Source organism: Variovorax sp. P4_D9, assembly GCF_056401695.1.
In genome coordinates, this window is record NZ_JBFUIU010000076.1 from 1 (window position 1) to 23,585 (window position 23,585).

Annotated in this window: 30 protein-coding genes; 24 read left to right on the plus strand and 6 right to left on the minus strand. The window is 65.0% G+C overall.

Going from position 1 to position 23,585, the window contains the following annotated elements:
• The first annotated feature begins 439 nt into the window (after positions 1-439).
• The 6 genes from AC1DY5_RS11155 (at position 440) to AC1DY5_RS11180 (ending at position 5,328) form a co-directional block, all read left to right on the plus strand.
• Positions 440-1,210, plus strand: coding sequence for a ferredoxin--NADP reductase (locus tag AC1DY5_RS11155; RefSeq protein ID WP_478111347.1), 771 nt, complete (start codon positions 440-442; stop codon positions 1,208-1,210).
• Positions 1,211-1,501: 291 nt separating this feature from the next.
• Entirely contained in the window at positions 1,502-1,885 is a 384-nt protein-coding gene (locus AC1DY5_RS11160; protein WP_478111348.1) for a PRC-barrel domain-containing protein, read from the plus strand.
• Positions 1,875-3,014 (plus strand): MlaE family ABC transporter permease, encoded by a 1,140-nt coding sequence (locus AC1DY5_RS11165; protein ID WP_478111349.1) that lies wholly within the window; start codon positions 1,875-1,877, stop codon positions 3,012-3,014. Before AC1DY5_RS11160 ends, AC1DY5_RS11165 begins: the two co-directional genes overlap by 11 nt.
• Positions 3,015-3,773, plus strand: coding sequence for an ABC transporter ATP-binding protein (locus AC1DY5_RS11170; RefSeq protein ID WP_478111350.1), 759 nt, complete (start codon positions 3,015-3,017; stop codon positions 3,771-3,773).
• Entirely contained in the window at positions 3,773-4,705 is a 933-nt protein-coding gene (locus AC1DY5_RS11175) for an MlaD family protein (RefSeq protein ID WP_478111351.1), read from the plus strand. The genes AC1DY5_RS11170 and AC1DY5_RS11175 overlap by 1 nt, the downstream gene beginning before the upstream one ends.
• The gene (locus AC1DY5_RS11180) at positions 4,702-5,328 is read left to right on the plus strand and encodes an ABC-type transport auxiliary lipoprotein family protein (RefSeq protein WP_478111352.1); all 627 of its coding nucleotides are present in this window, start codon (positions 4,702-4,704) and stop codon (positions 5,326-5,328) included. The genes AC1DY5_RS11175 and AC1DY5_RS11180 overlap by 4 nt, the downstream gene beginning before the upstream one ends.
• Before the next feature lie 270 nt (positions 5,329-5,598).
• On the opposite strand, the gene AC1DY5_RS11185 is transcribed toward AC1DY5_RS11180, so the two are convergent.
• Positions 5,599-5,796, minus strand: a complete 198-nt coding sequence (locus AC1DY5_RS11185) for a hypothetical protein (RefSeq protein WP_478111353.1) — start codon at positions 5,794-5,796, stop codon at positions 5,599-5,601.
• A 401-nt stretch (positions 5,797-6,197) separates the two neighbouring features.
• Between AC1DY5_RS11185 and AC1DY5_RS11190 the strand changes: the two genes are divergently transcribed.
• Complete coding sequence (locus AC1DY5_RS11190; protein ID WP_478111354.1) at positions 6,198-6,329, plus strand: hypothetical protein; 132 nt, start codon at positions 6,198-6,200, stop codon at positions 6,327-6,329.
• Between the two features lie 707 nt (positions 6,330-7,036).
• Complete coding sequence (locus AC1DY5_RS11195) at positions 7,037-7,303, plus strand: hypothetical protein (RefSeq protein WP_478111355.1); 267 nt, start codon at positions 7,037-7,039, stop codon at positions 7,301-7,303.
• Between the two features lie 144 nt (positions 7,304-7,447).
• Here the strand turns inward: AC1DY5_RS11195 and AC1DY5_RS11200 are convergent, their stop codons facing one another.
• Positions 7,448-7,957 (minus strand): hypothetical protein, encoded by a 510-nt coding sequence (locus AC1DY5_RS11200; protein ID WP_478111356.1) that lies wholly within the window; start codon positions 7,955-7,957, stop codon positions 7,448-7,450.
• Between the two features lie 114 nt (positions 7,958-8,071).
• Here AC1DY5_RS11200 and AC1DY5_RS11205 point away from each other — a divergent pair, with 114 nt between their 5' ends.
• Positions 8,072-8,227, plus strand: coding sequence for a hypothetical protein (locus tag AC1DY5_RS11205; RefSeq protein ID WP_478111357.1), 156 nt, complete (start codon positions 8,072-8,074; stop codon positions 8,225-8,227).
• Positions 8,228-8,302: 75 nt separating this feature from the next.
• Here the strand turns inward: AC1DY5_RS11205 and AC1DY5_RS11210 are convergent, their stop codons facing one another.
• Positions 8,303-8,989, minus strand: a complete 687-nt coding sequence (locus tag AC1DY5_RS11210) for a YcbK family protein (RefSeq protein ID WP_478111358.1) — start codon at positions 8,987-8,989, stop codon at positions 8,303-8,305.
• A gap of 34 nt (positions 8,990-9,023) precedes the next feature.
• The gene (locus AC1DY5_RS11215) at positions 9,024-9,158 is read right to left on the minus strand and encodes a hypothetical protein (protein ID WP_478111359.1); all 135 of its coding nucleotides are present in this window, start codon (positions 9,156-9,158) and stop codon (positions 9,024-9,026) included.
• Between the two features lie 565 nt (positions 9,159-9,723).
• Here AC1DY5_RS11215 and AC1DY5_RS11220 point away from each other — a divergent pair.
• From AC1DY5_RS11220 to AC1DY5_RS11230, 3 genes are read left to right on the plus strand one after another with little or no spacing between them, the layout of a single operon-like run.
• Positions 9,724-10,278, plus strand: coding sequence for a hypothetical protein (locus tag AC1DY5_RS11220; RefSeq protein ID WP_478111360.1), 555 nt, complete (start codon positions 9,724-9,726; stop codon positions 10,276-10,278).
• Positions 10,279-10,284: 6 nt separating this feature from the next.
• Entirely contained in the window at positions 10,285-10,737 is a 453-nt protein-coding gene (locus AC1DY5_RS11225) for a bactofilin family protein (RefSeq protein WP_478111361.1), read from the plus strand.
• A 1-nt stretch (position 10,738) separates the two neighbouring features.
• Positions 10,739-11,686 carry a hypothetical protein gene (locus tag AC1DY5_RS11230; RefSeq protein WP_478111362.1) on the plus strand — a complete coding sequence of 316 codons (948 nt, stop codon included), beginning with the start codon at positions 10,739-10,741 and terminating at the stop codon, positions 11,684-11,686.
• A gap of 265 nt (positions 11,687-11,951) precedes the next feature.
• On the opposite strand, the gene AC1DY5_RS11235 is transcribed toward AC1DY5_RS11230, so the two are convergent.
• Both AC1DY5_RS11235 and AC1DY5_RS11240 read right to left on the minus strand, forming a co-directional pair.
• A complete protein-coding gene (locus tag AC1DY5_RS11235; RefSeq protein ID WP_478111363.1) occupies positions 11,952-13,004 on the minus strand; it encodes a methyltransferase in 1,053 nt (350 codons plus the stop codon).
• A gap of 320 nt (positions 13,005-13,324) precedes the next feature.
• Positions 13,325-13,708 carry a nuclear transport factor 2 family protein gene (locus AC1DY5_RS11240; RefSeq protein ID WP_478111364.1) on the minus strand — a complete coding sequence of 128 codons (384 nt, stop codon included), beginning with the start codon at positions 13,706-13,708 and terminating at the stop codon, positions 13,325-13,327.
• A gap of 568 nt (positions 13,709-14,276) precedes the next feature.
• Between AC1DY5_RS11240 and AC1DY5_RS11245 the strand changes: the two genes are divergently transcribed.
• The 12 genes from AC1DY5_RS11245 to AC1DY5_RS11300 all read left to right on the plus strand — a co-directional run bounded on the left by AC1DY5_RS11245 (position 14,277) and on the right by AC1DY5_RS11300 (position 23,375).
• Positions 14,277-15,794, plus strand: coding sequence for a DNA topoisomerase (locus AC1DY5_RS11245; protein WP_478111365.1), 1,518 nt, complete (start codon positions 14,277-14,279; stop codon positions 15,792-15,794).
• On the plus strand, positions 15,791-16,297 hold the full coding sequence (locus tag AC1DY5_RS11250; protein WP_478111366.1) for a DNA topoisomerase: 507 nt from the start codon (positions 15,791-15,793) through the stop codon (positions 16,295-16,297). The genes AC1DY5_RS11245 and AC1DY5_RS11250 overlap by 4 nt, the downstream gene beginning before the upstream one ends.
• Before the next feature lie 62 nt (positions 16,298-16,359).
• The gene (locus tag AC1DY5_RS11255) at positions 16,360-16,680 is read left to right on the plus strand and encodes a hypothetical protein (RefSeq protein WP_478111367.1); all 321 of its coding nucleotides are present in this window, start codon (positions 16,360-16,362) and stop codon (positions 16,678-16,680) included.
• A gap of 5 nt (positions 16,681-16,685) precedes the next feature.
• The gene (locus AC1DY5_RS11260) at positions 16,686-16,964 is read left to right on the plus strand and encodes a hypothetical protein (protein WP_478111368.1); all 279 of its coding nucleotides are present in this window, start codon (positions 16,686-16,688) and stop codon (positions 16,962-16,964) included.
• Between the two features lie 13 nt (positions 16,965-16,977).
• A complete protein-coding gene (locus AC1DY5_RS11265) occupies positions 16,978-17,490 on the plus strand; it encodes a hypothetical protein (RefSeq protein ID WP_478111369.1) in 513 nt (170 codons plus the stop codon).
• A 3-nt stretch (positions 17,491-17,493) separates the two neighbouring features.
• Complete coding sequence (locus AC1DY5_RS11270; RefSeq protein WP_478111370.1) at positions 17,494-17,970, plus strand: hypothetical protein; 477 nt, start codon at positions 17,494-17,496, stop codon at positions 17,968-17,970.
• On the plus strand, positions 17,967-19,250 hold the full coding sequence (locus AC1DY5_RS11275; RefSeq protein WP_478111371.1) for a hypothetical protein: 1,284 nt from the start codon (positions 17,967-17,969) through the stop codon (positions 19,248-19,250). Before AC1DY5_RS11270 ends, AC1DY5_RS11275 begins: the two co-directional genes overlap by 4 nt.
• Positions 19,153-19,767 carry a hypothetical protein gene (locus AC1DY5_RS11280; protein WP_478111372.1) on the plus strand — a complete coding sequence of 205 codons (615 nt, stop codon included), beginning with the start codon at positions 19,153-19,155 and terminating at the stop codon, positions 19,765-19,767. Before AC1DY5_RS11275 ends, AC1DY5_RS11280 begins: the two co-directional genes overlap by 98 nt.
• Positions 19,768-19,795: 28 nt before the next feature.
• On the plus strand, positions 19,796-20,095 hold the full coding sequence (locus AC1DY5_RS11285; RefSeq protein WP_478111373.1) for a hypothetical protein: 300 nt from the start codon (positions 19,796-19,798) through the stop codon (positions 20,093-20,095).
• A gap of 1 nt (position 20,096) precedes the next feature.
• Positions 20,097-20,906: a hypothetical protein gene (locus AC1DY5_RS11290; protein WP_478111374.1), complete on the plus strand. Its 810-nt coding sequence runs from the start codon at positions 20,097-20,099 to the stop codon at positions 20,904-20,906.
• Between the two features lie 167 nt (positions 20,907-21,073).
• Positions 21,074-22,726 carry an RNA-guided endonuclease InsQ/TnpB family protein gene (locus AC1DY5_RS11295; RefSeq protein WP_478111375.1) on the plus strand — a complete coding sequence of 551 codons (1,653 nt, stop codon included), beginning with the start codon at positions 21,074-21,076 and terminating at the stop codon, positions 22,724-22,726.
• 145 nt (positions 22,727-22,871) lie between these two features.
• Complete coding sequence (locus tag AC1DY5_RS11300; RefSeq protein ID WP_478111376.1) at positions 22,872-23,375, plus strand: DUF2726 domain-containing protein; 504 nt, start codon at positions 22,872-22,874, stop codon at positions 23,373-23,375.
• Positions 23,376-23,585 lie beyond the last annotated feature (210 nt).

The following is a 23,585-nucleotide window of genomic DNA, read 5'->3' on the forward strand; positions in this document are numbered from 1 at the left end:
CGCTCAAGCTCCGCACGGACTTCTGACGGCGTTGGCACAACGATCTGGTGCACTCGTTCCTCCTTTCGTTTCGCATCGGCGCCGGCACGAGGGCTCGGGCCAACGATCAGCTGGGATCTCCCGCATTCTTTGCGTTCACGGCGCTTCCACCATCACGCGTACGACACATGCCGATCTCTCTCATTCGGCAGAGTGAGTTGATCTGGATTGAGGATCGAAGAACGAGACGAATTCCCTGCTCAAGCTAACCGTGAGTCACGCGGCGCTCACTTCATTTGCGGCAACTCGATTCATAGCATCGCCGCAGCGAACTTCGAATCCAGCCTCGATTCACGACAACGTATAGCGCCATGAACTACCTGACCAGTCTCGCCGACGTCCGCCACGAAAAATCCCACAAATCGCTCGCGGCTGCGAGAGCTGCGCTGGAGACCGGGCGATGAACGACCTGTTTGTGGCCCAAGTCTTGGCGGTTCACCACTGGACGGACCGGCTATTCTCGTTCACGACCACACGCGACCCCGGATTTCGTTTCCAGAGCGGCCAGTTCACCATGATCGGGCTCATGGTCGACGGCAGACCGCTGTTGCGCGCCTACAGCATGGTCAGTCCGCACTACCAGGAAACGCTGGAATTCCTGAGTATCAAGGTGCCCGGTGGTGCGTTGACATCGCGCTTGCAGAACGTGCAGGCAGGCGACACGGTTCTGGTTGGGCGAAGAGCCTCGGGAAGCTTGCTAACGCAGAACCTGCTGCCAGGCCGCCGGCTGTATTTGCTGGCCACTGGTACCGGCCTGGCGCCGTTCATGAGTGTGGTCCGCGATCCGGATGTCTACGAGCAATACGAGAAGATCGTGCTCGTGCACGGTTGCCGACAAGCGCGAGAGCTTGCATACAACAGCTACATTACGCGAGAGCTACCGCAAAATGAATGGCTGGGTCGCCAGGTGACCGAGAAACTGTTGTACTACCCAACAGTCACGCGAGAGGCGTTCCAACACCGCGGTCGGATTCCCGCTCTGCTGGAAAACGGTCAGCTTTCCCACGATCTCGATCTGTCCGCGTTGCCATCCGTCGATGACAGATTCATGCTGTGCGGCAGCCCACCGATGCTGCGTGACACGCGTACCCTTCTGGATCGGCATGGCCAGTGCGAAGGCAGCATGAGCGTTCAAGGGCAATATGTTATCGAGCGCGCGTTTGTCGAATAGGTCGGTGCGCGGTCAGGTCACTGGCCCGGCCTCGGCGGCTTCAAGATGCATGCGGTCTGGACCGGCGGTGCGCACTGTGACTTCGCTTCGGTGCATCACAACCGAGCCTTTCGACGCTGCATGCGCGTCGCCCCCCAGCCATATGGGCTGCCCGTGGCTACTGCGGTGATCGCGCGAGCGCCTGCGTCGTCCCAATGGAATAGGACGCATGCGGCTGCATGGCCGATGCCGGATCCGGGCCTCGCGACCAGACTACGCCATCACTCATCACTCCACTCAAGGAAACACTCCATGAAGCGCTCGTTCGTTATCGCTCTCGTCGCACTGACTACCTTGGCCGCCGCAGGCGCGCGCGCGCAAGTCGCGGGCTCCACCACGCTCGGGGTCGCGGCGCTCGAGGTGGTCGCCTCGGGCTGGAGCGCCAAACGCCAGATCCTCGGCAAGCCGGTCTACAACGAGGACAGCGCGGAGGTCGGCAAGATCGTTGACCTCATCGTCGCGCGCGACACCGCGGTCTCCTTCGTCATCATCAGCGCCGGTGGCTTCGTGGGCATGAACCGCCACCCCGTGGCCGTCCCGGTCGAGCAGCTCACCGAGCGCGAGGGGCGCTTCCTTCTGCCGGGGGCCACGAAGGCGGCGATCAAGGCGTTGCCGCCATTCGACTATGCGCATTGAGGCGGCGGCCCCGCAGCGCTGGATCGAGGCCGCGCGCGAAGGCGGCGCGACCGTGCTCTACCTGCAGGGCGCATGGCGTCTGCCCAACCTGCCGGCGGTGGCCGCGGAGATCCGGGCGCTGCCCCTGGTCCAGGACCGGCCCTGCGTGCTGGACGGCAGCCGCCTGGAGACGCTGGACACGGCCACCGTCTTCCTGCTGCTCAGCCGCCTCGGGGCTGCCGGCTACACGCGGGCCACGGTCAGCATGCGTGAGGTTCAGGCGCGCCATGCCCGCCTGCTCGCGCTCGTCCACGAGCGCATGGCGGTACCCCCGGCGGCCGCACCATCGCGGCACGTGGGGGTGCTGCAGCGGCTCGGCACGGCCGCGCTGCGCACCTGGAGTCATCTGCTGGAGCACACGCGTTTCGTCGGCATCGTCGTCACCGAATGCATGGCGGTGCTGCGTGCGCCCGCGAGGTTTCGCCTGCGATCGACCATCGCGCAGTTCGAGATCGTTGCGCTGGACGCCATCCCGATCATCGTGCTGATGACCTTGCTCGTCGGCGTGGTTTTCGCCTACCTGCTCGGTGCGCAGGCACGGCGCTACGGGGCGACGATCTTCGTCGTCGACGGAGTCGGCCTGGCGATCTGCCGCGAGCTGGCACCTCTGCTCGTCGCGGTGATCGTCGCCGGCCGCTCGGGCGCCGCCTTCACCGCGCAACTCGGCGCCATGAAGGTGCAGGAGGAAACCGATGCCATGCGCACGCTGGGCTTGTCGCCCATCCAGGTGCTGGTCATCCCGCGCCTGGTGGCGACCGTGATCGGCTTGCCGCTGCTCATCTTCATCGGCGACCTGGCCGGGATCGTGGGCGGCATGCTCATCGCCCAGTGGCAACTCGACATCCCGGCCACCGCGTTCGCGCATCGCCTGCATGCCGTGCTGCCGCACAGCGCGGTCGTGATCGGGCTGGCCAAGGCCCCGGTCTTCGCAGCGTTCATCGCCCTCATCGCCTGTCGCATGGGACTGTCGGTGACGCGCGACTCGACCAGTGTCGGCACCCACACCACGTCCACCGTCGTGCAGACCATTGTCTGGGTCATCGTCATCGACGCGATGTTCGCGGTCAGCCTGCAGCATCTGGGGCTCTGAATGGAACCAGTGCTGGAGGTCGATTCCATCGTGACGCGCTTCGGCGCCGATGCCATCCACGACGGCCTGGCATTCTCGGTCGGTCGTGGTCAGCTCGTCGCCCTCATCGGCGGCAGCGGCACGGGCAAGTCGGTGCTGCTCAAGGAGATCATCGGCCTGCAGCGACCCACCGCGGGCAGCATACGAATGCTTGACGTCGACGTGTGGCGCGCCGACGCCGGCGCGATGAACGGCCTGCGGCGCCGCTTCGGCATGCTGTTCCAGGATGGCGCCCTCTTCTCGTCGCTCACCGTGGCCGAGAACATCGCCGTGCCGCTGCGCGAGCATGCCGGGCTCGACGACACGATCATCGCGTCGCTCGTCGGGCTCAAGCTGTCGCTCGTCGGACTGGCGCTCGATACCTCCAGGAAGAGCCCCGCGCAGCTATCCGGCGGCATGCGCAAGCGGGTCGCACTGGCCCGTGCGCTGGCCCTGGAGCCCGAGATCCTGTTCCTCGACGAGCCGACTTCGGGGCTGGACCCCATCAGCGCGCGTGCGTTCGACCGCCTCATCCGCGCGCTCACCGACAGTCTCGGCCTCACGGTGTTCATGGTCACCCACGACCTGGACACGCTGCTCACCATCGTCGATCGAGCCATCGCGCTGGCCGGCGGGCGCGTGATCGCCGACGGCCCGATCGAGTCGGTCATCCAGGAGGACCACCCGTGGATCCGCGAGTACTTTTCGGCCCGCAAGCCGCACCCCGAGAAAGGCGCGTGATGGAACCCGAGGCGAGATATTCGGTGGTGGGCGCAGGCGTGCTGATCCTGACGGCCGTCATTGTGGCGACGCTCGGATGGTGGTTGGCCTCGGGCAACGCCAAGGAGGTGCGCCACTACACGCTCACCTTCACGCGCCAGTCGCTCGATGGCCTGGAGGCCAATAGCGAAGTCGCCCTGAAAGGCATCCGCGTGGGCAGCGTCGCCGGGTTGGCCTTCTCGAAGCAGCAGCCCGGCGCGGTCGAAGTCAACATCGACGTGGACGCGACGGCACCCGTGCGCAAGAGCACGCGGGCCGTCGTCGACCGCAATCTCGTCACGGGCATCGCGACCATCCGGCTCGTCACCCTGCAGGAGGACAGCCCACTGCTGACCGAAGCGCATGCGCAGATCCCCGAGGGCGAGTCGCAGCTCCAGCAGTTCTCCGAGACGATTAGCCAGCTCGCGCAGCGCGCCGATGAGACGATGAGCCGCATCAGCGCGACGCTGTCGCCGGCCAACGAAGCCGCTCTCGCGGAGACGCTGGAGAACGTGCGAGTCGCCTCGCGCAAGGCCGGCACGGTGGCCGAACGCATGGAGACCACGCTGGCGTCCGCCGACCGTGCCGCGAGTGCCTTGCAGGGATCGATGAAGCTGGCCACGGGCGACTTCCATCGCCTGGCCGACCGCTACGACGCGCTGGGCGCGCAGGCCGGCGCAGATCTCGGCACGGCGACCGCGGCGGTGCGGCAGCTGAGCGGGGACGTGTCGCGACTGTCCGGCCGCACCGAGAACTTCCTCAGCGACGCCGATCTCGAGCTGCGCATCACGAGCCAGCGGCTTCGCTCGGCCGCGGAGGCACTGGGCACCACATCGATGAAGCTCGGCGATCCGCGCGCCCTCCTGCTCGGCCCCTCCCCTGCGAGCCTCGGACCCGGAGAAAGCCAGCCATGAAGACCCACCGATTTGCCATGTCGGCCGCCATCATCGCGGTCGTCGCGACGACCGCGTGCGGAACGGGAGCGCACCAGCCTCGGAGCTACCACCTTCTCGATGCCGTCCCGGCCGCTTCGGCCGCTCCCGCCACGCGCCCGGTTGCGGCGCCCACGCTCCTGGTCGAACCGACGACGGCCGAAGGCTTCTACGAGGCGCAGGCCATCGTGTACAGCCGCTCGCCCGGCACGCGTGCCTACTACCAGCTCAACAGCTGGACGGAGCCGCCCAGCCGCCGGCTCGGCGCGTTGCTCATGGAGCGCCTCGACCGCGGCGGCGCCTTCGCGGCCGTTGCGCCTGCCACCGCGGGCGTGTCGGGCACGTTCGTGCTGAGCTCCCACCTCGAGGAGATCTACCACGACGTGTCGACCAGCCCGGGCCGGGCGCGGATCGTCCTCACCGCTGTGCTGAGCGATCCGGCACGCCGGACCATCGCCGCGCAGCGCCGGTTCACGGCCAGCGCGCCCGTGACCACGGCCGATGCCGAGGGCGCGGTACAAGCCTTCGATGTCGCCCTGGGCCCGCTGCTGGGCGAGATCGAGGACTGGGCGGGGCAGGCGGCGCGGTCGCGCACCGTACCCTGAGGGCATGGCATTTTCTGGTCGATGCGCCTCTGCTTCAAGGATTCTCCGCCACCGTCAAGCACCATGACGTTCGCACAGACCTCGAATCTCGTTGCGCCTCTCCAGCAGCAGTTGGAGTGACAGGAGTCTGGCGCGGGACACGCATCGAGCGTCTCTTTCACGACTCTGCATCAGGGTCCCCGTGCCTCGGACGTTGCTCCGGGCCGAATGCTCGTCAGCTCCTGCCGGGTGCGGCAGCAATGGCAATGGGTGACGGTTCCTCGAGGCACCCTACCAAGGTCTCGGCTCCAGCGCATCGCGCAAGTATGCCTGCGCGGCCAGCGTGAGGAATGCATCGATGAAGTCGCGCGCGTGACACCGCGACAGGCCGCCCAGCCCGGACTCGAGCTGGGAGAAGGTGCGCTGCTGCCGGCGGCGATCGAGCTCACGAAAGCGCACTCCCGTCTCAACCATCGCAAGGTCGTCCACGGCGGCAAGTCCCTGTTGCAGAAGTCACGTGCCGTCCGCCCTGCCGCGAGGCATGCCGGACACGGATCGCATCAACTCGTCCAACGACTGCGGAGGCCAATGCCTCACCACTCCATCCTTGCGCTCTCCGAGCACGCAAAGGCACAGCGCAGCAACCACTGAATCACCCCCGGCGGCCGGGACGGCCGGGCGCGACGCCGCGTGGTGCTGCGGGTCCGCGACCAACCGCAACGCACGCCGCGCGGCGGAAAAGAACGGAAGGTTCATCAACAAGGCCTCATCGGGACGACCTGCGACACATTCGGCCGGTCTCGGCTCAAGCGCCTCTGTCGAAGGAGGCGAGCGTGTGCCGCACCGAGGACCGAGCCGCAGGGCCGGCTATGCCGCGCGGAAATCGCGCCGTGACCCATCGTGCCGACGATGCCGACGGTGACGGTGTGATCCAGGCTGAACAGCGAGCCGATCGCAAGCAACCATTCGCCCGCACGGAGGTTGACCGGGTCGCCCAGCTTGACGACCGGCAGGCCGGGTAGCAGCGCGGGCGACGCACCTTGTATTGCGGCGGCAGCCGCGCGGTAGCGCCGCGCGCGAGATCGAATGTGTTGTGGAGCGATCGTCATGCCCTGCCCTGACGTCAAGCCTGAACCAGCTACGCCGCGCAGCCCGCGGCGAGGTCCCTGCGCGCGGGTCTGCGGCTGGGCTCCCGCGGCTCGCCCTCGAGCAGACCCGTTGCTCCCACCGGCAGATGTGCCCTCGGGACCGGTGCCTCGGTCGTCGCTTCCGAGTGACGGAGAAGTCCACGGCGTTCGGCCATGGCGACGGCCTCAGTGCGGCTGCGAACACTCAGCTTGTCGAACGCGGAGCTCAGGTGCGTCTTCAGGGCGGTTGGTGCCGATGGTGTCGCGGCTGCCGGAGGTACGGGCGTTGCCACCTGGTCGGCAGGCTGGAGCTTGCGTCCCGTCAATGCGAATACAGGACGACACGTTCGTTCCTCAGCGGATCGGTGCGCTCCACCGTGTCCGCCGCGACGGCGACTGGAACGTCCATCTTATGGGCCTGTGCCAGGTGCTGCTGGCACGTGCGATGGGCGACGTCGTAGAGCGCCGCGCCATAGGCATGCTCGACGCGTTACTTTGGCCTCGAACGAGTCATCTGTTCGGATGATGCGGGGGTGAGCGCAATGGCATATCCTGAGTTCAGCGCGAAAGTGGTCTCAAGAGGAAGTTCGCTTTAGACGACCTTGCGCACCGAGGAACTTGCCATGAGCCCTCTCAGGATACTTCACGCAATAGCGTTCGTGGGGCTGGGGATTGCAGCCTCCGCGTGTCAGCCCCACAACCCCTCGCTTGACCCACCCAACGTTGGCAGCCCTGAGGCCGGATACGCTCCCGCACGAGACGCGAGGCTCGTCGGGGCGCGCTTCGATGCCTACATCGGGGAGATATTCTTGAAGGAGGAAAAGGCACTCGGCTCAAAGCCACCGGAGTCGGACGCACCCAGCTTTTGAGGCAGCTTGGGGCCGCGCCATCGTCGTTGCCCACGGCTGGCCGCTTACGCCCACAACCTGGTCCGCACCCGCCAAGGCACCAACCGAGGTCACCCCGCAGGCAGCGGTCAGCAAAGGAAGGGGAGGGACGCCAGAGATGGCTCCTCAGAGATCCACCGTGCCCTCGGTCGTGTGCTGCTGCGCCTTCCAGGATCCGAGCAGCAGGACGCCCCCGGATTTGCCCACAGACAGCTGCGCATCGGAAGAGATCCAGGCGTGGCTTGCCCCGTGATCGACCGGCGGCGGCCCATACTTCTCCGCGAGGGCACTTTGGACATGCACCCAGTCGCCCGGGTTCTTCATGTCGATCCAGATGCTTAGGAGCTTGCCTTCCTGCACGCGAAGGAAGGTAGCCTGGACCGGCCGGGAGGCCAGCTTGCCGCCTTGCTGGACGCACTCGAAGCCAAAATCATTGCGGTATTTGTTCCACTTTGAAGGGCAAGCGGCCATAGCCTGGCCAGGCGTAAACCCCTTCAGAGAGAGCGGCTCATCCGCCGACGAGCCGGCCTGAGATGAGGCAAAGACCACGGCTGCGCCTAGTAAGCCCGCACCCAGCACACCCCATCTGCCGCGAAGCAGTCCGATTGACGAAAAGGTACGGGGAGGCGTCTTCATTTGCCCGGAATGGTAGGGCCCCAGCATTGCGCCAGCAACAGAATCTGCGGAAAAAGGTAATAGTACCGGCCTGCGCCACCCGGCTACCTGGGCCCAGGAGCCTAGGATTCCGACGTGGCCGACGTGGCCGACGTGGCCGACGTGGCCGACGTGGCCGACGTTGCAGAGCCGACGCACCAGGCCGACCGCGAACTGGTCAAACTTCAGTACCTCGCTCGGGCTCAAATCCTTGGGATGCCCCAACGCGATCTGCGAATGCCGAGCTGGTGAGCACGCCGTCGACGACAAGGAACAGCGCCCGCCGCACGTGGCGGGTTTGGGTTGATTCGCTCCATCCGCGTTGATTCACGAGCGCCAGATCCGCACGCGGCCCGAATCGATGTGGGTAAAGGACTTGGTCACGTAGACCCCGACGCCGCCGGCGCCGAGCCACTGCGCGAAGCGTCCGAACTGCTCGATCGGGACGCCAGGGATGCGGGCGTCCACTGCGCCGCCGCGCATGTGCCAACTGTCGCGGGCCGAGCCTTCCGTGATCGCGTTCGTGATGGGATGCCTTAAGGCACTCGTCCACTCGATGGGCCGCGCCATGTTGAACCAGCCGAGCCAGCTCGTGATTGCGTAGTGCACGTCGAGAATGATCGGGTTCATGAGGGTCCACTGGGAGACCTGCTCCCTGGTGAACTGGCCCGAGTCGAGGGCTCTACGAATGTGGGGGCTGTTCTCGCGCAGGAGGCGTTCGAGGGTCGTGTCTCTTGCGAACCAGCAGAGGCGCTCGTATTCGCTTTGGACCAGCTGCCCTTGGCGCCAATACGTGCTCTTGATGACTTCGCCTGTGGAAGTGCGCCGGACCCACACGGTGCGATCACGGGTCCAGAACTCGTCGCGCTGCGCAGCAGGGGGCAATGCACCCGCGGCCGCTGCACTGGCCTGGGCGAATGCGACGCCGGGCTGCTGGAGCAGGAGGATCGAGCCGAGCCCCAGGCCGCCGAGGCCCCGAAGCGCCGCGCGCCTGGTGACGGAATCTGGGGGCACCGGAGCTGCCAAACACTCGGTGTGGACGTACGGATCAGGCGATCGCATCGGTCGCCGGCTCGAGGGGCGCATGCGGGGCGCTGGGGATCTCACGAAGCGCCGCTCCGACGATCCAGGCAAGGTTGGATGCAACGGGGCAGGCGACCGTCTGCACGCGGGAGAGGGTCATGACCTTGACATCCTCCCCGCGCTGAAGGACGAGGATTCCTGCTGAGGCGTGCTGCACTGCTGTGGATGCACCGGGCCTTCCCGCAACCATGACGTCTCTGCCGCGTTGCGCCAGGCCGTGAGCCAACCGCACATGCTCGCGTAGCCTGCGTACTTCTCGCCGCGCTTGCGGCGAGCCTGCAGGGACGAATCGAYGGACATCTACGAACAGTATGGGCAAGCGCCAGCTCCACGCGCAAGGTCGCGAGGCGAATTACCTGCTTTCTTTCCCGCCCTGAAGGGCGGGGCTTGACGCAAATTCTGGTCAAGCGTAAAGGTCGCGACGGTGGGCGCGGCAGGCTGAGGTGTCGGCTGCTGGAGCAGGGCGGTGAGTTCGGCCTGATCGCCTGAGGGGCGGCTAGCTCGCGTTCGATTCTTCCGTGAACTCATGCTTTGGAACAACGCCTTGCGGGTTTCTGGATTGAATAGGGTGGTGATATTATTAACCGCATAAATACTATGCAACAAATGAAAAAATAGAGCTCTGAGCGCTTCATGCCTTGTGCGCAACGATTCTGGGGAATGCTTTGAAGACGGAAACTCGGACCTCCGCACCTGCCGTTGCTCGCAGCGACGGCGCGCGCCTTCCATCGCGCGGCCAGGCTGTGACCTCGGTCGACTGGACCCGTGCGCTGCTCCGCTCGGACGTGATCGAGTTGCCCGGCTTCGCGGGGCCTGTCAGCACGGCAATGGGCGTTCCATGGATCAGGTTCGGCCCTGTATCCGCAGATGCGGCGGCCCTCAATGCGAACTCCGTGGCATCGCGCATTCGCATGCGAACGGTCGTGATGCTCGCTGTGGCCTGCACGGTCGCCGCTTTCACCTTCGGGTCGCTGTTTCAGATCCACCTCGGCTCGTCAGCTATCGAGCAGCGCAGGACATCCACGCTTCCCGCCTGGAAGGTGGTCCGCGTTGACGCCGAAGGCGTGACCATCGCACTGGAGGGTGCCGCGGCTCGCCCGTTGCGCGTCCAGCTCGGCAAGCCCTTGCCCAACGGCGAGCTCCTTCTTCAAACAGACCCTGTGCGCCGGATCTACCGGACGCCGACGGCCAGCGTGCTTGTGCGCGAAGACGCCAACTGACCCACCATGAACACTTCGTCCCTCAGCGCCCATGCCTCTGCTCATCCCGACGCGGAGCAAGCCGTCTCAACCCTGCGGCTCTCCATCGAGGAGCACGGAATCGGAATGGTGATCCCTCCAAAGGCCGTCTTCGAAGGCACTCTCAAGCTCGACTGCGGCGTGGTCGTGTACGGGATCTTCCGCGGGACGCTCGAATGCAAGAAGGGGACGGTCATCATCGCCCCCGGGGCTCAGTTCACGGGGCGTCTGACGGCCGAGCGGATCGCGGTGGCCGGCAAGGTGGGCGACCCAGCCAAAGCGGCCAAGGACAGCGCCCTGCTCATCGCGAGCGAGGACCTCCAGGTCGGCGACGGCGCGGACATTCATGCGGTGATCCGTGCGCCGCTATTCAACATCCCGCTCGGTGCCAAATTGAACTCAAGCGTCATCAAGTCGATGCTGGGCACGGGAGCTGGCTGAAATGGCGAAGAGCGTTGTGAGCGTTGTAAACCGAGTGCGGTTCACGGCCTGGGCGTGGCTCGCCTCCGCGTTCCTCCTCGGGACCACGACGGGCGTCATTGCCGCCGGCGTGCCGCTCTGGAAACAGCTTCAGGCCGCCAAGGACGACGCTGCGCGCCTGGAGCAGGTCGAAAAGCTGACCAGGCGCGTAGAGCCCGGCGCCGACGTCGAGACGCTGGCCTCTCTGGAGGAGCCGCCGCGCGCTGCGGATTCGCGGTCGATCGCTGCGCCGCACGCAAAGACGCCAGACCCGGCGCCAACGCCAACACCGGTCATTGCGCAGGAAGTGGCGTCGTCCTCGGTCGCTAAAGTCACCGCTCCAGCCGAGGCARCTCTCGCTCAGTCTCAGGCAGCTCCCGTCGTGGCGTCCGCGCCGCCTGCTGCGAAACCGAAGCCAGCCGCAGCCGTTGCCTCCATCGGTCCGAGCGAAGCTGAGAAGAAGGCCGCCGAAGCTCGAAAAGCCGCACAAGCTGCAGCTGAGGCTGATCGCAACGCCAAGGTGGAGCGCCAAGCCAAGCTCGAGCGTGAGCAGAAGCTCGCCAAGGCCGCGCAGGAGGCGCAGCAGAAGAAGGACCGCGAGCGTGAGCAGGCCGAAGCGCGCGCTGCAGCTGCTCGTGCCAAGCCCATGATCGATGCCCCGGTGCGCAGGGATCCGCCGGTTCGACTGGCAGCCCCCGTGCTCTCCGCTGGAACGAATGGACCGACAGAGCGCGTCACCAAGGACGAGGCCGGTCTGTCGGAAGTCCAGGCGGGCGGCGTGACCTTCAAGAGCGGCCGCCGCGTCGCGGTGGGCGACAGCTTTCCGAGCGGGGAGAAGCTCATCAGCGTGGATCCGGGCATTGGCGAGATCATCACGAGCAAGCGGCGGATCGTCATTGAGCCCTCCGGGGCTACGCCGGGCGCGTCCTGACACGCCTGAAGAAAAGTCGAAAAGGCCGGCCGCAGCAAACAATTGTGCCGGCGCGATCGAAGCCGCGCCAATCTCCTGGCAATCAGCTGCGGGCCGGCGAGGTGCCACGAGGATGAGATCGGCGGACTGAGGCCGAGGGAGGGCGAGCGGCGGCTAACGAGCACGGGCGAACAGCCGTTGTGGGCCCCAAGGCGACATTCAGTCTTTTCAATCCGTTGGACCAAAGCAGAAGTTCCGCCCGCGCCTTGTAGCTCTTGGCACCCCGCTATTCCGGCACGGCTTCGTCGACGCTGTACCCATCGCTCAGTGGAACCAATCCTGTGGAGCGCAGACCAGTCGCCTGCAGCATCGCCCGGAACTGCTCTTGCGTGCGCTCACAACCCCCGGTCTCTATCAGCATGTTGAGATCGGAGCGCGCAATGCCTTGATCGTGCGGCGAGCACGCCAGGTACTCGGGCATCATGCGCTCGATCACCAGCAGCCTCGCGTGAGGTCCCATGGCCTGCCGGCAATTGCCAAGAATCACGGCGCAGTGCTCGTCGTCCCAGTCGTGCAGGACGCTTTTCAGCAGGTAAACATCGGCACCATTCGGTACGCCGTCGAAAAAGCTCCCAGTCGCGACCTCGCAGCGCTGCGCCACTCCGGCCGCTGCAAGCCGCGCATTGGCGGTCTCCGTCGCGTGGGACAGGTCGAACAGGACGCCGCGCATCGCGGGGTTGGCGGAAAGAACCGCGGCGACCAATTCTCCGATTCCGCCGCCCACGTCGACTACGCTCTCTGCGCCAGAGAAGTCAACGGCTTTCACGACTGCCGATGCGACAGAAGCGGTCAGCGACACCATGGCACGGTTGAACAGGAGCGCAGCGTCGCGATCCACTTGTAGGCGGTCGAAGATATCGGCTTCCCCGATCCGCTTGCGTATGCTTTCTCCACTGCGGACGCACTCGGCCAATTCGCTCCAGGCCTTCCACGAACTCGTGCCGCACAACTCGGCCCACGCGGCAAGCGAGCCCGGCACATCGGGCCGCAACAGCACCCCGAGCTCAGTCAGAGCGAAGCGTCCATCCTCATGCTGTGACATCACGCCGAGGCTCGTCAACGCGCGCAGCAACCGCAACAGCGACGCTGTGTGGCAGGACGCGCTCTGCGCCAGGGCCTGCAACGGCAGCGGTCCGTCGAACAGCAATTCAGCCAGACGCAGCTGTGTAGCTACCGAGATCGCCTGTGTCGTCCAGTTCGCATTGATCAACGCGAGCAAACGCGCTCGCGCATCCGTGCTCTTCGAATCGACGGACTGTGACGTGGTGACTGCGGTCATCTGCATTCCTTTCGAGCTCAAGCTGCCAACTCGAATCGCAGCGGTCTTGCAGATCGCCAGCCCGCGAGCGTCCCCTCGCCTTGACCACGCGAAGGCGGATTCCTGGCTCTCGAAATCAGATCGGGCTCGAGTTCCAAATCCGTCGTAACCAGTCGAGCCTCCCGTCAGGTGCGTTTCCGTCGGCGTGGGCGGTGCGGCCGCGCTGCAAGTGCATCTCTGGTCCTACGACGGCATGCGACGCCCCGCACCACCTCCCGCGACCGACCGCATTTCCGCTTCACAGGAGTCCCGGCGCTAGTGATGACGGGACAGCTAAGCGGTCAGGCAGACCGGGCGGCCGTATCCTCGGTTCCGATGTAGCGGGCGATCTTGTCGCCTTTCAGCGTGAAGACGTGCACCCAGTCCGTCTCGTACACCTTGCCGTCAGGAAGCGGCCTGGAGCGGTCCCAGCCGATCACCGTGACATGGCTTGGCCCGGCGAGAAACTCGCGCGGCTCGAATTGCTGGATCACCGTCGAGCCGGCCAGCTTGCCGAACCAGGCCTGCACCTGCTGCTTGCCGACGTACGTGYCGCCGTAGGGAATGTCGCCGCTCGCATGGAAGCGCCAATCTACGTCCTCGGTCAGCAGTTCTAGAAGCGCGGGGATGTCCCCGCGCCCGAAAGCCGCGTAGGCTTGTTGGACGATGTCGGTGGGTGTGCTCATGTTAGCCCTCCTGTGGCGAAGGTGCACTGCCAAGTCTGGTCTTGACTCCGCGAATTGCTATCTCGGCGCGGCCGCTACTCTTGATGGACAAGATTGCGCGCCATGCCTGACGGGAAGCTGAGTTCGCCCTGCAAGACCCCTCCGGCATCCGGATTTCATCGGGGTCGATCGCCGCCTTGGATAGGGCGGGCGAGCTCCGCAACGACGAAGGCCACCGTCGTGCTTCCAGCGGTGCGGGGAAATGTCGAGATCAGCGTGTCGGCGTCGCCCGTCGTCTTTCCGCACTCGAGCACGACGTCGTCGAACCGTCTGCCGTCGAGGGCCTGGGTTTGCGAGCGAAGGGCCTTCGTGCCCGGCTACCCCGCCTAAGCCTGATCCACGACGTGAAAGATGCCTGTGAACGACATGCGGTGATTGACCGCGCGTCAGTCCGGAGAATTCGCAGTAACTGTGCACACCCACATCAGCACGAAACCAACACCATAGTAGGATCAAATCAGCGATATATTTGATTCGTGCAGTACTATTACCGTGAACGTAACGGAAGCGCGGAAGATCAAAGTACAAGATGGCTGGTGAACAGGTCGTATGGATTTCGGAAAAGCTGTCGGCGGCCAGGGACCTGGTCGAGGGCATGAAGCTCGCCTATGGCGTCACCTGCACGAACGAGTCGACCGCCAGCCGCGACGGCTACTTCGTCATGGACAACGGGCACATCGTGCTGCCCTTGGCGGGGCACCTGTTGTCCACGGCTCGGGTGTCCGAGTACCTGACTCCTGAGATGGCGAAGCTCGAAGAGGAGCGCGTATTTGCCCGGTACAAGGACTTTCTGCCGGTACTGCCCCCCAAACTGATCACCCATCCCCGCACCGACGAGAAGAAGGGGGCCAAGGGAAAGAGCGCTGGCGCTGGCAAGCCCTTCGGTCCGTACATCGTGGCCAAGAAGTTCTTGCGCCGCGGCGTCAAGGTCATGAATGCCGGCGACACCGACCGCGAAGGCCAGCTGATCGTCGACGAGTTGCTCGAGCATTTCGGGATCGACCCGGCTGGCCCGAATGTGCTTCGTGTGGAGCTGGTCTCCAACCGCGCCGAGGACATCGCGGAGACGCTCAAGAAGCCCTTTGACCGCAATGGGGCGCCGAAGTGGGCCCTGCGCGGCGAGGCAGCGCGCGTTCGCCAGTACCTCGACTGGGTGTGGGGCCTGAACCCCTCGATGGCCTACCAGGCGATCCTGCAGAAATCGAACGTCGGCGTTGGCCGCGTGCAGACGCCGGTGCTTGCCATGGTCGAGAACCGCCGCCTGGCGATCGCCAACTTCAAGCCGACAGACTATTTCATCCCGGTGATCACCTTGCGCGACGGCACCGTCATGCGCTGGCACAAGCGCGAGGAAGCCGCCGGCACGCCGGGCTTCGACCACGAAGGCCGGATCATCGACGAGCAGGTCGCCAAGCAGATCGTGCGTGCGATCACCGGCGGCCTGAAAGGTACGTGCGTCCAGGCGACCGCCAAGGAGCACAGCGAGAAGCCACCGCTTCCGTTCTCCCTCGGAGCGCTGCAGGCCGAGGGCGCGCGCCAGCACGGCTTGACCCTCGACGAAGTGACCGAGGCGGCGCAGAACCTTTACAAGACCAAGGCGATCTCGTACGTCGGTACCGACTGCCGGTTCCTGCCTGAATCGATGCATGCGGCCGCCCGCAAGGTGATGGGTCAGCTCGCGAAGCTGTTCCCTGGCCAGGCGCAGGGCGCGCACATGGAGATCAAGGGCGCTGCCTTCAACGACGCGAAGCTCGACGAACACTTTGCGATCGTGCCGATGGGCCTGCCGACCAACAGCGTGGGAAGAAACGAGCAAGCCGTCTTCCGCACGATCGCCAAGCGGTTCATGGCCCAGTTCTACCCGGACTACGTCTACAAGCAGCACTCGCTGGTCGGCCGGTTCGGCCAGGACGAGTTCCGCGCCAGCCAGAAGCAGGAGATCCGCAAGGGCTGGAAGGAAGTCGAAGCCGACAGCGAATCGAGTGGCGAGTCCGAGGACGGAGCGACCGGCCCTGGCGAAGTTCGCGGCGAAGTGATGCGCGGATGAGCGACCCCACAGACAAGTTTGCCGGCTACCAGACCGGTGCCGTCATGTACGCGGTCAGCGCCAAGATCGAGGCTAAGCGCACTGGGCCGCCCAGCCCGTACACCGAAGACGAGCTGATGGACGACATGATGGCCGCCCACAAGTTCGGCCGCAACGACCAGGAGCGCGAGATGCTCAAGCGCGTCCAGGGCATTGGCACATCGCGCACGCGCGACAAGATCGTCGCGAATCACCTCGACCGGGATCTGCTTCGCCGCGTCAAGAAGGGCAAGAAGCACCAGCTGCATATCACCGACTTCGGCTCGCATCTTCTGAGCCAGCTGCCGGAGTCGCTCAAGAGCGTCTCGATGACGGCCCTCTGGGAACTCGCGCTCGCGGACATTGCAGAGGGCCGCGCGAATCCTGAGCTACTAAAACAAAAGATTTCGGAAATGGTGAAAAGGTTGCTCTCCGAAGCGTTTTCGTCGCGTGGCGTTTTGCCGACAGTTCCCTCAGGGAAGTGAAGAGGACAAAAATTAATTTGTCCGTGAAAGAATAACGAAACAATGTAAATGGAGAACAACTTATGAACCTGAATTTCTCACATCAAGCAAGGGCACATCAAATGACCACACTTTTGGGAGGCGTGGCGATGACGATGAACGGCATCGCCCCGTCGCCGGAGCGGGCGAACCAGCTCAACAACCTCCTCGATCGCATTTCGGCTGGCGTTGGCGTCACCGTCGAGAAGGTGAAGAACGTCCTGACCGCGTACGCGGCCGGCGTCGCGCCTGCTCGCACCGACCTCATCGAAGCCGGCGCGGAATGGCGTGCCAGCGTGCCGGCTCTGCGCCAGGCCCCCGAGGCTCCGCACGAAGCTGACACCAGCAACGCTCCGCGAGGCTAATGCACATGCGCACTGCCGTTGTCAGCCAAGCGTCGGCGAGTCGGCTCGAACGGGTCCTGGCGCGCGTCGAGCAGCTGCCTGACGACCTGCGGGCGCTGTTCCAAGCGAGCATCGTCCGGGGCGAGCCGAAGGCGGCGGTGTGCCATGCCGTCCAGATCGACGGCGCGGCCTTCGATCAGACCTACTCGCGCCTGATGCGCGAGCTGAAGCGCGATCCCCATGCGCGCCTCGCCCTGCCGCAGGTTCCGCGCCTGCGCTTCCCCTTTCCCCCTACGAAGCCATAGGCCGGAGCTCTCCATGACGAAGCCGTCTGAAGGTTGGGACAACCCCGTCGTGCTCGACGATATCGAGCTGTATCACTTCGCGACCGAGGGCGAGCGCAAGCTGGCCGCCAGCCTGATCCGCTCGAGCATCGAGGACATGGTGCTGCTTCAGCAGGTGGGCACTACAAAGCGCAACCTGAGCAGGAACATCACCTTGGAAGAACTCCAGGTGAGCCGCGAGTGGGTCGCGAGCAATGGCGGCGTCCTCTCCTTCAAGGAATGCTGCAACATCTGCGCGCCCGACATGGACTGGCGCCCCGTCCAGCAAGCAATCCTCATGGATCCCGTGGGCGCGATTGAGCGCATCCGCAATCAGGACTCGATCATCGTCGACAACGACGTGGCGCTGCCGCAGACCGAGACGGAGATCGCTCGCGGCGACGAACAGATCACCACGGGTCGCCTCGCCATGGGCCTGTTGCACATGAGCCAGGGCGACCTGAACTTCGGCCCCGAGGAAGAGGTCGACTACCGCTCGATGGCCTAACTAATGATTTTCGTCGAGCGTCTCCTGACCAATCTCGCCGTAACGAACGGCGTGTCGTTCACAGCGAGCGGCGTTCCCTACGGGGCGACCGAAGTGTTCGGATCCCCGGACTTCTCGTTCATGCCGGCAGTCGTGGCGGAGGCGATTCGTATCGCACGCACACTGAGCGTAGGCATCGAGAGCGAGTTCGACATGGAGCTGGTCGGAGCGAAGTCTTTTGCAGCCGAGGAGGCGTTCGAGTTCAACGTGACAGTGCGCCCGCTCGGCGATGACGTCGGCGTCCTGCGCGGGCTCCTCTTCCAGCAAGCGGCCGACCGGATCTTTGGCTGGAACGAAGACAAGGTCGTCGACCTGATGGCGGTATTCAGCCGCTTCAAGGAAGACGGCTACGCGCAGGAGCGCCAGTCCCTTGAGACCTACACCGCCGCGCTCGCCGCGCGCGCCGATGCCCATCAACCCCAGACCGCCATGGCCGCATGACCACATCCACGCCCGCGAGTACCGCGCCGCTGGGCTTCGGTGCCAACAAGTTCCTCAAGCACCAGCTCAAAACGGGCCGCTTGCTCACGAAGGGCCCGGGCACCGCGGTGAACGAGCCGGAATTGCCGGGCGATGGCTCGCGCGCCCCGTCGAGCGCGGCGCAGTTTCCCATGGCTGACGACGAACAGATGCCGACGGCAGCGCCCACTGCCAGTCCGACCGCCGCTCCTGCACCTCGGCCAGCGGGCTTTGCGCGTCCAGTCCAGTTTCAAATGGGCGCGGTGGCCCCATCGAAGCTGACGCCTGTCCCGGCGGCGGCACTCGCTGCCGGTACGCCTGCTCCTGCTGCGGCAACGCCACCGGCTCGGGCGACAGGTTTCAAACGCGCGCCCGCGCAGGCATCGGCCCCGGCTCCAAGTGCTCCGGCCCCCGCTCCCGCACCCAGCAAGACGCCGGCGGCGGGTGGCTTCTCCGGTGCGGTTGCCTCGCAGCGCCTTGCCGATTCCACCAAGGTTCACATCTCGACCGTTAAGCTGCTCACCCGCCTGCTCGGCGCCGTGGCCGCCCGGCCCGGGATTATGGCCGAGGAGCACGTCCGTAGCGAGACGCTGCGCGACCTGCACCGCCAGGCGCTCGAACTCGGCACTTCGCTCGCCCAACGCTGCGTCCTGAGCGGCTCGATTCCCGACTGGCTTCGCGCGCAAGCGACCGATGCGGCCGCAAACACGCTCTGCATGGCCTGGGAAGGCGGCATGAGTGCGGGCAAGATCAAGGGCTTCAACGAATCGCTGGCGCTGCAGCTGGGCGCGATCGCCCAGGACGCCGAAGCGATCGCAGGGCGAGTGGGCTTCGACGGGTACGCCGTCGCCGATACGGTCGAGACCGCCCAGGCTCGCCTCTACGTTTCGGTAACGGCCGCCATCGGCCGCCTGAGCGTGCTTGGCGTCCCTCCGGTTCGTGGCGCGCAGTGCGTCGCCGAGGTTGTCGATCACCTGCAGGCGAGCGAGAACCATGCGGGCCTGAAGCTCGATCTGCGCACCGCCTGGTTGCAGGGCAGCCTTGGCCGTTGCACCGACCTCATCGTCGCCGTTCTCCAGTCGCAGACCCTCGTGCCGGGTGGAGAGGACCGCCTCACCTTCGCGCAGCGCCAAGCGCTGAGCCTCTTCCAAGAAGTCGAAAACTATGCGCAGCAATTCATCAATCGAAAGCCGTCGGAACGGATCGAAGGCATTTCCGAAAGCCAGGAACCTGATCCTGGTTCTGTGCCTAGCGCTCGGTAACCTCGGCATTGCTCAGGCCGCGGTCGACTACTGCGGTCAGGCTTCCTCGGCGAGCCAGGCCGCGCTGGATCGCGCGATCCAGCGTCAGAACCAGGCCAACACGAACCTTTCGAGCGCAATCTCGCAGGCAGCCAATTGTCAAAGCACGGTCAACGGCGCCATTGCGCGGGCCATCCCGCAGATGGCCCATTCGGGCGGCTCGTCGGGCATCCTGGATCAGATGGCGAGCTCGGCTGCAAGCCAGCTCACCAGCGCCGCCTGTTCGGCGCTCAATCAGGCGACGAGCCATGTCACGGGCCAGATCAACAGCGGCGTGAACCAGAACCTCTATGGTCTGAACAGCGGCGTCAACAGCGGCCTGGGCGGCGGCACGATCGGAAACATCGGAAGCAGCGTTGTCGGCTCTGCGACGGGCAGTCTTGCGAGCGGAGTTACTTCAGGCGTGAGCCAATCCGCCAATGCGGCGACGGGCTCCATCTGGGACCAGCTCGCCTGCACGATCAGCGGCAAGTGCTGAGCACCACACGAGCAGCATCGCACCGAACATGCAACTTCTCAATCTCATCCGTCTTCGCTTTGCCCTGATGCTGGCGGTGTTCGCCTTCGCCTTCGCCGGCGCAGCGCACGCGCAGATTCCGGTCACCGACGGCCTTCTGATCGGCACCGTGAACCAGGCGACCCAGACGATCACCCAGGCCATTTCGCAGGGTTTGTCAGATCAGACCCAGACTCTCACGGACAAGATCAGTGACGGCGGCGAGTCGGAACGGGGTGTCAGCCACCGGCGGAGGAGGAGGGGGCGGAGGGCTCAAACCTGCGCCGGGTGGCTCTGGAGGCATGAATGAGGTGCTCGACGTCGCCGAGAAGCGTGCGCCAGCCGGGCTGCCCGAGGTCGAGGCTGCGAAGTCCGCGAAGGCTGCGTGCGCCACGTTCGCCAAGGATGGGATGCGGGCCGACTCCTGCGCCAACTCCGGCTTCTCGGCCTCGAACACCGCTGGCTATCCGGACGCCGATATTCGCGCCTCAACCCTGTTCGATGGCCCGCAGACGGGTTCCGACGGCAACAGCTTCAAGCAGCGCCTGACCGTCGACTTGGCTGGCACCGACGGAACGGCGCTGCGCGCGCTGATGCGCAATCTCGACCAGCCTGTGCAACTGCAAGATCTGACGAAGGCCCAGCGCAACAGCGATGCTGGCCGCCAGTTCATGGCCTTGGAGAATGTGTTCGCTGCTCGCATGAGCGTGGCGAAGTATCCGCAGGAGGCCCAAGCGAATCTGCTCGCGGCCAAGCCTGAGCTAATCCCGATGCTGCAGCAGATGCTCAAGTCGGACGACGCTGCATTCGTCCGGGGCTATCTGCAAAGCAACGCACCGAACTGGTCCAGCAAAGGGATCTCGATGGCCGAGCTGCTCGCGCTGGRAACGCAGCGCCGCTACATGAACCCCGACTGGCAGCTCCGCCTGCTCGGCATGTCCGACACCGACCTGGCGCGTGAGAACGTGCGGATGCAGGCCATGAACGCATGGCTCCAGAGCATCGCACTGGACCGCCAGATCGTCGCATCGGTCATCGACTCGAATACCGCCCAGGCCGCCATCCGATCAGAAATGATGCCGCAGCTCGTCGCCGCCAACAAGCGCGCCGTCAATCGTTGATCATGCGGGTCAAACCTCGCACTTCAGTGGGCAGGAAAGCGTTGAATCTTGTGGACGTCCTTGCGAGTAGCGCCTGGCCTTCCGCATACTGTTCGCAGATGCCCGACGATTCGTCCTTCCGCGCCTTCCGATTCCAGCTTCGCCCGCGTCCGACGCAGAAGAAGCAATTGCTCCGCTACGCGGCGGGCATGATGCGCTGGGTCTGGAATCATGCGCTGGCCGAGCAGGGCGCTCGCCGTGAGCGTGGCGAGCCCTACGCGAACTACGTGGCCATGGCGAAGTGGCTCACGACCTGGCGCGCAGCGTCGGATACGCGGTGGCCGGCCGAAGGCCCCGTACATCCCCAGCAGCAGGTCTTGACGCGCCTGGACGCGGCGTTCCAGACCTTCTTCGCGAACGTGAAGGCTGGCAGAAAGTCAGGCTACCCGCGCTTCAAGAAGCGCGGCGAAGAGCCTGGTATTCGCTTTCCGGACCGAAAGCAATTCAAGCTGGACGCGGCGAATGGACGCCTCCAGCTTCCGAAGCTCGGCTGGGTGCGCATGCGCATGAGCCGGCAGGTCGTGGACGATCTGCGCAATGCCAGCGTCAGCCGCGAGGGGGACCGCTGGTATGTGGCGATCCAGACGCTTCAGCCCGGCGTGCTGTCGGCGGCCGGCGTCGCGCCTACGCTCGGCATCGATCTGGGAGTCGCCAACTTCGCGGGCCTTTCGGATGGGCGACTCATCGAGCCGCTCGCGGCGCTGGCCGCACAGCAACGGCGCCTGCGGCGCTACCAGCGCAGCGTCAGCCGCAAGGTCAAGGGCTCGTGCATTCGCAATAAGGCGGTCGTGAAGCTGCGCGCGCTGCACAGGCGCATCGCGCAGCAGCGCAACGACTGGCTGGACAAGCTCACAACTGGATTGGCGGCGCAGCATCCGGTGATCGCGATCGAGGACCTGCGCGTTGCGGCGATGAGCGCCTCGGCGCGCGGTAGCGCGGACAGGCCAGGCAGGAAGGTCCGCCAGAAGGCAGGCCTCAATCGCGGCATCCAGGATGCCGCCTGGGGCGAGTTCAGACGCGAGCTCGAGTACAAGCTGGCTGTCGTCGGAGGCCAGGTGCTGGCCGTGAATCCGGCCTACACCAGCCGCATGTGCCGCATGTGCCGCATGTGCCGCATGTGCGGACACGAGGCTATTGACACGAGGCTATTGAAAACAGAAAGACGCAAGCGTTCTTCGCATGCGTGGCTTGCGGCCATGCGGACGTCAACGCCGCAAAGAACAATCTGGCCGCGGGGCACGCGTCCTGGACGGCGCAAGCCCGAGATCCTATGCCTGTGGAGGGGTGGTCAGACGCGCGGCGTCCGCAAGGACAAAGCACGCAGACCCTGCGAAGCAGGAACCCTCCGAAAGGGTGGCTTGTGCGTAAAGCGCAGTCCGCCTGAGCAGGAATCCTTGTCCTTCAAGGGCGGGGAGGATGTCAACCAGGAAGAAGAAATGAACAGCCCGCAAGCATCGTGGTTTCCCGATTCGTCGCACAAGCCGCGCGCGAAGGACAACCTTGTCATCACGGACTTCGCAACGATGGAGCGCGGCGACGCCGCGTGTCTGATCATCAAGTCGGAGCGGGGCATGCAGCCTCCGGTCAGCGCACGCTGGCTGGCTTCGGCCCTCGAGCTGACCTTTCAGCACCCACCTGCGCGGACGATGCTCTTCGTGGCACCGAAGTTCCGCACCAAGTGGGTCAACTCGGTTGTCGTGGCTCTCTTCGACGGCCCGGGCGACATCGTCAAGGGTCGGATCACCATCAACGACATGGTGCCCGTGCCGATCGTGTTCTAGGTCATTAAATGCGCAAACAGACAATTTAATGGGCAAACAGGTCAATAAATGCGCAAACAGCCTGTGCTCGGCTGCGGCGCCTACCCGAGCACGCACCGCATACTCCCTCCGCAACAAAACAAATGGAGCGAGGATGAAGGGGTCCATGTCTTTCCTGACTGCCGTAGCGCTTGGCTTCTTGGCATTGATGGTCATCGCCAGGCTCTTGCAGCGAGGCAAAGGTTCCCAGGAGATCGCGCACGCTACGTGGCCGCTGACTAGAAACGAGCAAGCGATGTACTTTCGGCTGCGAGGGGCCTTGCCGGATCTCATCGTCCTTTCTCAGGTCTCGTTCGGTGCCTTGCTTTCAGCCAGGTCTAGGGCAGTTCGCAATACCTTCGACAGGAAGCGGGCAGACTTTGTGATCTGCGAGAAGTCGTTCAAAGTCGTCGCGATCGTCGAACTGGATGATGGCAGCCATGACGGCAAGAAGGCCCGAGACGAGAAGCGCGATGCGCAACTCAAGGCTGCTGGGTACCGCGTGCTGCGCTATCGGGGTATCCCGAACATCGACCGAGTGCAAGCGGACTTCGCGCCGCCTCCCCCGCTTCCCATGCCGGCCGAAGAGGGGAGGGGGAGGATTGATCCCACACTAACAATAGTCCAGTAGCGAGAGCATCGCGGAGGCGCGGGAGTGCGCGGGACCAGCAAACCTAGGAGCAGTGCGACCGGCAGAAGGCGGCCAGGAGCGGTCCCTCGGGAATGACGGCTGAATGACCGCTTCAGACTCTGGATAGCCGACTCGGGGCGGTAGTCAGGAAACATCCGGCACTTGAGTGCTCAGTCGATAGCCCGAACCTCAACGCGTTGGCGATGTCGG